Below are 10,092 nucleotides of genomic sequence, written 5' to 3' on the forward strand. Positions count from 1 at the left end.
TTACTTCGTGGGGTGCGCGCGGGTCCCCCCGCGAGCGGCGTAACCGGCGCTAACCGCTCCTCGAAAAAATCTGGACCAAAAAAGGCCGCTCGCTCACGTTCGTTCGCTCGCGGTAGATTGCGGTGTACGGAAGCCGGTTGCGGAGCCTCCGCGAAACGTTTCGAGATTCGCCGTCACCGAGTCGTCAGTTCGCCCTCGCCTTCGTCACCCTCTCGACTGCGCGAGAACAGGAACAGCGCGAACAGCACCGGCGAGACGAACGCCATCACGAGCGCGGCGACGAGCAGCAGGGTCTCGACCGAAGGGCCGCTCTCGCCCTCGCCGCCGCCCTCGACCTCGCCGGCCACCTCCGCGTCGCCGACCATCGTGGTCGGGTGGACGAGGCAGATATACTGGGCCATCTCCGCGGTCGCGGTGAACGTGATGGAGGCCGTCGACCCCTCGCCGGTGACAGTCTCGCTCTCGACGAGGGTGTTGCCCTCGCTGTCCTGCATCGCAATGTTGTGGGGCGCGCCGTCGATGTTCTCGAACCAGAACGTGTACTCGGTGCCGGCCTCCAGTTCGACGGTCGGATTCGTCTCGCCCTCGATCTCGGGCGGCGCGCGACCTTGCCAGCCCGGGACCTCGCCGCCGAACTCGTAGCGCGTCGCCTCCTCTTGTGCCGCGGCGTCGTCGCTCCCCGCCATCGTGGTCGCACCCGCCGCGGCCGTCGCCCCGGCCGTCCGGAGGAACGCCCGACGGCCCACCGTGTCACGCCCGTCGCCAGTGAAATCCCCGTTCATCCCGATTTCTCTGACGTTCGACGGGAATCCGTATGAATCCACGGGCCACTGCAAGCACATTCCCGGACTGGAACGCCTCCGAAACCATTTCACGCTCCGGCGCGACCAGCGAGGCACGGAACGCATGAGCGACCCGGACGAACAGTTCGACGACCCGGACTCGGCCACCGAAAATCCCGACGTGCTCGTCGCCGGTGAGACGCTGATCGACTTCCTGCCGGACGCCCCCGGCCCGCTTGCGAGCGTGGAGACCTTCTCCCGGCGCGCTGGCGGTGCGCCGGCGAACGTCGCGGTCGCACTGGCTCGCCTCGACGAGACGCCGTGGTTCTGGACCCGCGTGGGCGAGGACTCCTTCGGCGACTACCTCGCAGACGAACTCGCGTCGTTCGGGGTCCCCGACCGGTTCGTCGAGCGCGACACGGACGCGAAGACCGCGCTGGCGTTCGTCAGCCACGACGCCGACGCGGACCGCGAGTTCACCTTCTATCGCGAGGACACCGCCGACGTGCGGCTCGACCCCGCCACTATTCCCGACGAAGTGCTCGACGGAGTACCGTGGGTCGCGCTCGGCGGGGTGATGCTCGCCACGGAGCCGGGGCGGACTGCAACACTCGATCTCGCCGAGCGCGCGGCCGACCAAGACTGCACCGTCGTCTTCGACCCGAACGCCCGGCCGGAACTGTGGGACGCCGAGGTCGAGTTCGCGGACCTCGCCGCTCGGATGCTCGACCACGTAGACGTGGTGACGGCGACGCCCGAGGACCTCGCGGCCGCCGGAATCGGAGTCGAGCCTGCCGACGAATCGGCGCGCGCGAGCACGCCTGGGGAACCGACTGCGGTGAGCGCGTCCAGGGAGTCGACCGCGGTCGACTCCCTGGACGCGCTCGCCGAGGCCGTCACCGATCTCGGGCCGCACACCGTCCTCCTGACGCTCGGCGAGTCAGGTGCGTTCGCAACCGCGACGGAGGACGCACCGTGGGACGCGCAGACCGCCTCCCACCGCGGCTACGACGTGGACGCGGTCGATGCCACGGGCGCAGGTGACGCCTTCACCGCGGGCGCACTGGCCGCCCTTGCCGACGGTGAAACCTCGCTGTCGACGGTGCTGGCGTTCGCGAACGCCGTGGCCGCGCTCACGACGACTGCGCAGGGCGCGATGACCGCGCTACCGACCCGCGAGGAGGTGCGGAGATTCCGAAGGTAGTGAGCAATGCCGACTTCGTGAAATCGTCCGCCACCCCGACCTATTTGAGCCATCGCCACGCTACCCTCGGTCATGCACGACCGAGCCGAGGAGTTCACCGAGCGCGCAGAGCGCGAGTACGACTTCGAAGTCGACGTGGAGGAGTTCCCCGAGGGAACGAAAACCGCCGAGGACGCCGCCGAGGCCGTCGGCTGCGACGTGGCCCAGATTGCCAGCAGCATCGCGCTGCGGGCCGACGACCGCCTCGTCGTGGTGGTAACCAGCGGCGCGAACCGGGTCAGCACCGACAAGGTGGCCGAACTGGTCGACGCCGACTCGGTCGAGATGGCCGACGCCGGGGAGATCAAGTCGGTGCTCGGCTGGTCCATCGGCGGCGTGCCGCCGTTCTGCCACGACGGCGACGTGCTGGAGTATATGGACGAGACGCTGACGGAGTTCGAGACGGTGTGGGCCGCCGCGGGCACCCCGGAAGCTGTGTTCCCAATCGACCCCGAGGAACTGCAAGAGCTGTCGGGCGCGCAAGTCGCGGACGTGGCGGAGTGAGCTATCGGTACTGGAGCGAGTCCGACGATGACGAAAATCGGCGATGAGTATCCGAATCCTTTATTTCGCGAACCTCCCAACGCCCGGACATGAGTGTGCTACAGACCGGAGCCACCGTCGTGCTCGACACCGCGCTGGGCGTCTGGCTCGGGAGCATCATCTTCTTCTCGTTCGTCGCCGCACCGACGACGTTCGACGTGCTTGGCGACGACGCCGGGCAGGTCGTCAACGCCATCTTCCCGAAGTACTACGCCTTCGGCGGGGTTCTCGGCGCGATAGCGTTTCCGCCGACGTTCGTCGCCGACATCGGCGGTCCGCTCGACGGAACGGTGGTCTCGGTGCTGGTGCTCGGCGGCCTCGCGCTGAATCTGTACGCCCGCAACGTTCTCATTCCGAAGATGGACCGCGCGGGCGACGACGCCTTCGCACAGTACCACAAGCAGTCCGTGGTCCTGAACGGCGTGACCATGCTGGCCGTCACCGCGGCGCTGGTGCTGGCACACCTCTGAATCGACTGTCGGTGAACCCATGACCGACCGAACAATGACCGAGGGCACCTACACGCTGCTCGTGGAACTCGCCGAGGCCGCCACGGTCGAGTTCGGCGCGGCGGGCGAGCGCGACCTCGACGCGGGCTGGTACGCTTACACCGGAAGCGCGTTCGGCGCAGGCGGCTTCGCGCGGGTCGAGCGCCACCGCGAACTCGCGGCCGGGGAACGGGACGCGCGCCACTGGCACGTCGACTACCTGCTCGGCCACTCGGAGAGCAGAGTCGCGGCGGTCGTGAAGTCGGCGGGCGCTGACGTGGAATGCGAGGTGAGCAGGCGAATCGACGGGGAGGCCATCGCTGGTCTCGGCGCGTCGGATTGTGACTGCGACTCGCACCTGAAATTCGCCTCTGAGCGGGCGGTTCTGGAGGACGCGGTGAGGGGAGCGCACGAATCGGCTGGGGAGTAGTTTCGAAATAATTGCATTCGTTTCGTCTAGCAGTGTGCTGCGAGCATGAGAACGGGTCAGATGTTTTTGAACCCCCCGCGCGCTCGCGGTCGCTCAGCGGGATATTCGCGGCTCTCTCCGCACCGCCCGAGCCGCGAATAGTGGCCGCGCTGAGACGACTGAAGTGAACGCGAGCGCGCGGCCCCTTTCAGTCCCACCCGAAAACTGGTCTCGCCGAGCGCCTCCCCGCGTGAGTTGCACCGTCGCGTTTCCGGTGGTCTGTCCCACCGAGCGCACTCCGGCAGGAGCGACACCGATTCGGAGGCTCGAAACGAAGCTCCCCCGCGGCGTAGCGTTAACTGGCTTCGGCACGAAGCTGTACGCATGGCTATCCGAAAGAACGTCGGCGGAGTCGACCGAATCGCTCGCGCAGTCGGCGGCGTCGCGCTGGTCGCGGCGGCCGTCGGCGCGGTGCTCGCGGGCCGGCGCGCGGTCGCGTTCGCGGCGGCGCTCGCGGGTACGGGACTGCTGTTCAACGCCGCGACGCAGTTCTGCGGCGTGAACGCGCTGCTCGGCGTCGATACCTGTTCGCGGGAGTGACGGAGCGGCGCAGTCGTGTGAGAGGAGCAGACTCGCTCAGCTGTCGGCTTTCCGGAAGGTCCAGACCAGCACCGAGTCGTCGCTCGTCACCGAACTCCCGTCGAAGTCGCCGGCGACGTCCCAGTCGTCGAACGGCGAGACGCGGGCGAGCAGTTCGACCTCGCGCTTCGGGAGCATCTTGCTCCGATGTCCGTCGGTGAAGACGAGCTCCCCCTCGGCGTCGTACAACTCGCTCTCGACGGAGACCTGCTGCTCTACCGGGTCGGTGATCGACGTGCGCGTCCGGTACTCGTGTTTCTCGCCCTTGTACTCGGTCGGGGTGGTCGTCCACTCGCCGTAATTCTCGCAGATCAACTCGAAGTTCGGCACCGCCACGTCGAAGACGAACCGGCCGCCGGGGGCCAGCGCGTCGTAGACGGTCCGAAGCGTTTCGAGCTGGTCCTCGACCGAGAGCAGGTGCTCCATCGCGTTGAACGGACAGAAGACGAGTTCGTACTCGCGCTCGACCGAGAAGTCCGTCATGTCGTCGTGCCAGACGTTCGGGTCGAGGCCTTCGTCGTCGGCCTTCTCGCGGAGCAGGTCGAGGCCGCCGGCCGAGAGGTCGAACCCGTCGGCGTCCACGCCGGCTCGGAGGAGTTCGAGGTAGATCCGCCCGGTGCCGCAGGCCATCTCGAGGACCGGCCCGTCTGCCTCGCGCGCGAGGTCGGTGTAGAAGGCGACGTCCCCGCGCTCGCGCTCGCCCGAGGCCATCTGGAACTCGTAGAACGCGGCCATCCCGTCGCCGTACGCCTGCTCGGATTGGTCCATACACCGTCGGTCGAAGACGTGAAATAAAACGTTTCTGCAAGCAACCGTAGCGCCCGATCAGTACACCGCGTCGCGAATCTCCTCGGCCAGTTCCTCGAACGTGTCGAGGTGTGCCCGGCGCTCGGTCCGAAGCTCGGCCAGCTTCGGCCCGAGGTCCTCGACGTTGTCGGCCACGTCGTAGGCCTCGACGTCCATCCCGGGCACCTCGCTCGGCACCGTCAGGCCGGTCGCGGCGTCGTCGGCCCACTCGACCGTCCCGCGGGCGATCTCCCGGAGGATGGTCACCGACTGCTCGACCCCGATGTCCTTCCCCTGTTCCCCGAGATGCCCCGTATTGAGGACGTAGCAGTCCACGCCGAGGTCGGCGACGAGGTCGCGGAAGCGGTTGCCCTCCTCTCCCTTCGAGCCCATGATGAACGGGTTGGTGCCGACCACGCGGATGGACTCGCCCGCCTTCGAGGGGTCGCCCGCGCTGGTCTGGATGGACTCGCCGAGCATGAACGCCGCCGCGGCCTCTTCAGGCGAGAGCTTCGCGACGGGCGGCATCACGGGGTTGCGCGTGATGAAGAACACCTGATCGACGTTCCCGAGGTCGATGTCCTCGCCCGCCGACGAGAGGTGGTCGCGCTCGATGACCGCTCGGCCGTTCGAGGTGTAGCGGTCGGAGTCGAAGTCCACTGCACCGTCGTCGGCCACGTCGACGTTCTCCAGCACGGCCGACTCGTGGGTCACGGCGTCGTGGAGCGCGGGCTGCTCGTCGGCGTCGAGTCCGATGGTCTTGACGTAGAGGCCGTTGCCCTCGCTTCCGGCGACCGTTCCGTCCGCGAGCAGCGCGCAGACGTCGTCCTGCAGCATCGTGGCCTCCTCGCCCGCGTCCTCGTCGAGCCAGAGACCGTGGGCGGTCAGCGTCGACTTCCCGGTCGCCGAGAGGCCGAGGAACGCCTGTCCGACCTCCTTCAGGTCGTCTTCCTCGCCGGATTCGTCGCCGTCACCGCTTTCGCGGCGGAGACACACGCGCTTGCTCCCGGCGTGGAGGCCGAGCCCGCCCTTGCGCTTGGCGTAGTACATGAACAGCCGGAGGAACGACTTCTTGGCCTCTCCGGTGTAGTCGCTGCCCAGCACCGCGGTCACGCCCTCTTCGGGCAGGATGCGGATCGCGACCTCGTCGGCGTCCGGCAACTGGACCGTCACGAAGTCGGGGTCGGCTGATTCGGCAGTGTCGACGGGCTCGAACAGCTTCGCCCACGCGAGCGCGATGCGGCCGTACTCCTTGGGCACGTAGAGCCGGCAGACGTACGAGTGGTCGCCGTGGCGGCCCATCCGCCGGTCGACGCAGACCAGCTCGCTGTCGTGGGTGGCCTCCACGGCCTCCTCGACGCGGGCGTAGTCGCGCGGCCCGAACTCGTGGTCGACCGCGTTCTTCGTCCGGTCGGCGTTGCGCGAGCGGTGGTCGCTCACGTACGACGGCGACCCGAACTCCGTGGTCGTCTCGAGCTCGGCGGACAGCTCGCGGAGACGCGCCAGCGACGGGTCGTATTCGACGTTCTCGGCATCGGCAGGGTCGGGAAGGACGGTCGAGAGCGGTTGCGCTGTCGTCCCGGATTCTGACATCGTGTGGAGACACTGTACACGCACGTATAATTATGCCCCATTTACTCGGACCGTTCGGCTCCCCTCCACGGATTTTTGATTTCACATCCGAGTAAATAATATTGTTTTCTCTCGGGATTGGACCGATTGCGTCCGAAGCGGAACTGCTTATGCCGAGCCTACGCGCCCGATTCCAGTTCCGAATACTCGGTTCCCGCTCGGCGGGCAATGGCATCACCTTTAAGCTCGAATCCGGCGAACCCTCGGGCGTGGACGACAACACAGGAGAACTCTCGGGGCTGTTCGCCCCCGAGCGAGTCGCGGTCGTGGGGGCGACCGAGAGCGAGGGGTCAATCGGCCGCGCCATCGTCGAGAACCTGCGGGCCGACTTCGCGGGCGAGACGATCCCGGTGAACCCCAACTACGACGAGGTGTTCGGGCTGGCGTGCTACCCGGATCTGGGCTCGGTCCCAGAATCGAGCGAGATCGACCTCGCGGTCGTGGTCGTTCCGCCGACGATTGCGGTCGAGGCGGTCCGGGACTGCGGGGAAGCCGGCGTCCGGAACGTCGTGGTCATCACGGCCGGGTTCGGCGAGACGGGGAGCGAGGGCGCGAGTCGGGAGCGCGAACTGACCGAGGTCGCCGAGCAGTACGACCTCGATCTCGTCGGCCCGAACAGCCTCGGGGTGATGAGTACCACCTCTGGACTCAACGCCACCTTCGGCCCGGAGAACGCGCTCCCGGGCTCGATCTCGTTCATGAGCCAGTCCGGGGCCTTCATCACCGCGGTGCTCGACTGGGCCACAGACGAGGGAATCGGATTCAAGGACGTGGTGTCACTTGGCAACAAGGCGGTGCTCGACGAGACCGACTTCGTGCGAGCGTGGGACGACGACCCCGACACCAACGTGATACTGGGCTATCTGGAGGGGGTCGAGGACGGCGGGGCGTTCATCGACGCCGCGCGCGAGGCGAGTGGAGACACGCCCGTCGTGATGGTGAAGTCCGGCCGGACCGAGGCCGGCGCACAGGCGGTCTCCTCGCACACGGGGACGCTCGCCGGGAGCGAGCAGGCCTACGAGGCCGGGCTGGAGCAGGCCGGCGTCCTCCGAGTCGAGAACGTCCAGGAACTCTTCGACTTCGCCCAGATACTCTCAGGCCAGCCCCTCCCCGACTCGGACGACGTCGCCATCGTCACGAACGCCGGCGGGCCGGGCGTGATGACGACCGACGCCGTGGGCGACTCGCGGCTCTCGCTGGCGTCGTTCTCGGAGTCGACCGTCGAGGCCCTCTCGGAAGCGATGCCCGAGGAGGCCAACGTGTACAACCCCATCGACGCCATCGGCGACGCCGACATCGACCGGTTCGAGCGCGCGCTCGACCTCGCGCTCGGCGACGAGAACGTGGGCTGTGCGGTGGTGCTGTCGGCTCCCACCGCGGTCATCGACTTCGACGACCTCGCGCGGGTCATCACCGACCTGCAGGCCGATCACGGCAAGCCGGTCGCGGCGGTGCTGATGGGCGGCGAGCGAACCGAGTCCGCCAAGGAGATCCTGCGCGAAGGCGGTATCCCGAACTACTTCGACCCCGCACGCGCGGTGGGCAGCCTCGACGCGCTCTCGCGCTACCGGGAGATCAGCGGCCGCGAGTACGAGTCCCCCGAGGCGTTCGACGTGGACCGCGAGCGCGCCCGGGCGGTGCTCTCGCGCGCTGTCGAGCGCGGTGACAACCGGCTCGGCGTCGAGGCGATGGACCTGCTCGACGCCTACGGGATTTCGACGCCGGAAGGAGTCATCGCGGACCAGCCCGAAGAGGCGGTCGCGGCCGCGCAGAACATCGACGGCGACGTGGTGATGAAGATCGTCTCGCCCGACATCCTCCACAAGAGCGACATCGGCGGCGTGAAGGTCGGCGTCACCAACGAGGACGTGTACGACGCCTACGAGGACCTGGTGACCCGCGCACGGAACTACCAACCCGACGCCGAGATTCTGGGCGTGCAGGTTCAGGAGATGGTGGACCTCGACGCGGGCACCGAGACCATCATCGGGATGAACCGCGACCCGCAGTTCGGCCCACTGCTCCTGTTCGGCCTCGGGGGCATCTTCGTGGAGATTCTGGAGGACACCGAGACCCGGGTCGCACCCGTGAGCGAGCGCGAGGCGACCGAGATGGTCGAAGGCATCCGTTCCGCGCCGCTTCTTCGCGGGGCGCGGGGCCGTGAGCCGGCCGACCGCGACGCCATCGTGGAGAGCCTCCAGCGGCTCTCGCAGCTCGTGACCGACTTCCCGGCCATCCTCGAACTCGACGTGAACCCGCTCGTGGCCGGACCAGACGGAGTGCAGGCCGTGGACGTGCGACTCACCGTTGACACCGACGAACTGGACAGCAGCGATCCAAATTCGGCCGACCGACCGACGGAGGAACTCGACTCATGAAAACGATACTCGTCACCGCGACCGAGGACAGCACAGGCAAGACCGCGGTCGCGCTCGCGCTGGCCCGACTGGCCGCCGAGCGCGGCCTGTCGGTCGGCTACATGAAGCCCAAGGGCACCCGGCTCCAGAGCAACGTGGGCAAGACCCTCGACGAGGACCCGATGCTGGCACGGGAACTGCTCGACCTCGACGCCGAGATGCACGACCTCGAACCGGTGGTGTACTCGCCGACCTTCATCGAGCAGGCCATTCGCGGCCGGGAGGACCCCGACGAGATCCGCGAGCAGGTCCGCGAGAGCTTCGACAGCCTCGCGGACGGCAAGGACCTGATGGTCGTCGAGGGCGGCGGGCGGCTCACCACGGGCGGCATCGTGAATCTCACCGATCCGGAGGTGGCCGACCTGCTCGACGCCGAGGTGCTGCTCATCTCGGAGTACGAACGCGGCGGCGACGTGGACGACGTGCTCGCGGGCGTCGCGGACGTTCGAGAGAGAAGCGGGTCACAGAACGAGCCGGATACGACCGACGAAAACGGCGACCGCCTGCTCGGCGTGTTGTTCAACGCCGTCTCGGACGCGAGCTTCGACGACCTCGAAACCGAAGTGGCACCGTTCCTCGAAGCCCGGGGCGTCCCGGTGCTCGGCGTGGTCCCGCGCGACCAGTCGCTGGCGGGCGTGACGGTCGCCGACCTCGCCGCGGAGCTGTCGGCCGAACAGCTGAACGACGCGCCGGGCGACGCGTTCGTCGAGCGGTTCCTCGTCGGCGCGATGTCCGGCGACTCCGCGCTCCGCCACCTCCGCCGGACGAAGGACGCCGCGCTCGTCACGGGCGGCGACCGGCCGGACCTCCAGCGGGTCGCGCTCGAAGCGCCGGGCGTGAAGGTTCTCATCCTCACCGGCGGATTCCGCCCACCGGGAGCCGTTCTCGGGACCGCCGAGCAGAAGGGCGTCCCCGTCCTGCTGGTCCAGTCGGACACCCTGACCACCGTCGAGCGCGCCGAGGACGTGATTCGGAGCGGCCGCACCCGAGACGCCGAGACGGTCGAGACGATGCGCGGCTTGCTCCACGACCACGCCGACGTGGACGCCATCCTCGGGGCCACCGATAGCGACGACTCCGACGAGTAGCCGGGCTGCCGACGGTGGATCGGACTGCCGACGGTGGAGTCGGACCGCCCGCGTCGACGCGGGCG

General features: G+C 68.1%; 10 protein-coding genes. 7 read left to right on the plus strand and 3 right to left on the minus strand.

The features are described 5' to 3' along the window. Window positions 1-173: 173 nt before the first annotated feature. Window positions 174-782: a cupredoxin domain-containing protein gene (locus DPQ64_RS08010; protein ID WP_115863829.1), complete on the minus strand. Its 609-nt coding sequence runs from the start codon at window positions 780-782 to the stop codon at window positions 174-176. 124 nt (window positions 783-906) lie between these two features. Between DPQ64_RS08010 and DPQ64_RS08015 the strand changes: the two genes are divergently transcribed. The 5 genes from DPQ64_RS08015 to DPQ64_RS08035 all read left to right on the plus strand — a co-directional run bounded on the left by DPQ64_RS08015 (window position 907) and on the right by DPQ64_RS08035 (window position 4,065). Then, window positions 907-1,986, plus strand: coding sequence for a carbohydrate kinase family protein (locus tag DPQ64_RS08015; protein ID WP_115863830.1), 1,080 nt, complete (start codon window positions 907-909; stop codon window positions 1,984-1,986). Between the two features lie 72 nt (window positions 1,987-2,058). Next, complete coding sequence (locus DPQ64_RS08020) at window positions 2,059-2,529, plus strand: YbaK/EbsC family protein (protein ID WP_115863831.1); 471 nt, start codon at window positions 2,059-2,061, stop codon at window positions 2,527-2,529. Window positions 2,530-2,618: 89 nt separating this feature from the next. Further along, window positions 2,619-3,038 (plus strand): DUF4149 domain-containing protein, encoded by a 420-nt coding sequence (locus DPQ64_RS08025; RefSeq protein WP_115863832.1) that lies wholly within the window; start codon window positions 2,619-2,621, stop codon window positions 3,036-3,038. Between the two features lie 34 nt (window positions 3,039-3,072). Then, on the plus strand, window positions 3,073-3,486 hold the full coding sequence (locus tag DPQ64_RS08030; protein ID WP_115863845.1) for a GIY-YIG nuclease family protein: 414 nt from the start codon (window positions 3,073-3,075) through the stop codon (window positions 3,484-3,486). A 363-nt stretch (window positions 3,487-3,849) separates the two neighbouring features. Then, window positions 3,850-4,065: a YgaP-like transmembrane domain gene (locus tag DPQ64_RS08035; RefSeq protein ID WP_115863833.1), complete on the plus strand. Its 216-nt coding sequence runs from the start codon at window positions 3,850-3,852 to the stop codon at window positions 4,063-4,065. 36 nt (window positions 4,066-4,101) lie between these two features. Here the strand turns inward: DPQ64_RS08035 and DPQ64_RS08040 are convergent, their stop codons facing one another. Together DPQ64_RS08040 and DPQ64_RS08045 are read right to left on the minus strand one after the other, a co-directional pair. Continuing rightward, the gene (locus tag DPQ64_RS08040) at window positions 4,102-4,872 is read right to left on the minus strand and encodes a class I SAM-dependent methyltransferase (protein ID WP_115863834.1); all 771 of its coding nucleotides are present in this window, start codon (window positions 4,870-4,872) and stop codon (window positions 4,102-4,104) included. 57 nt (window positions 4,873-4,929) lie between these two features. Next, complete coding sequence (locus DPQ64_RS08045; RefSeq protein WP_115863835.1) at window positions 4,930-6,483, minus strand: phosphoenolpyruvate carboxykinase (ATP); 1,554 nt, start codon at window positions 6,481-6,483, stop codon at window positions 4,930-4,932. Window positions 6,484-6,731: 248 nt separating this feature from the next. On the opposite strand from DPQ64_RS08045, the gene DPQ64_RS08050 reads away from it, so the two are divergent. Both DPQ64_RS08050 and DPQ64_RS08055 read left to right on the plus strand, forming a co-directional pair. Beyond that, window positions 6,732-8,900 (plus strand): acetate--CoA ligase family protein, encoded by a 2,169-nt coding sequence (locus DPQ64_RS08050; RefSeq protein ID WP_232820516.1) that lies wholly within the window; start codon window positions 6,732-6,734, stop codon window positions 8,898-8,900. Next, complete coding sequence (locus DPQ64_RS08055) at window positions 8,897-10,027, plus strand: phosphotransacetylase family protein (RefSeq protein WP_115863837.1); 1,131 nt, start codon at window positions 8,897-8,899, stop codon at window positions 10,025-10,027. The genes DPQ64_RS08050 and DPQ64_RS08055 overlap by 4 nt, the downstream gene beginning before the upstream one ends. Window positions 10,028-10,092: the final 65 nt, after the last annotated feature.

This window comes from Halorussus litoreus, from assembly GCF_003382685.1.
GTDB lineage: Archaea > Halobacteriota > Halobacteria > Halobacteriales > Haladaptataceae > Halorussus > Halorussus litoreus.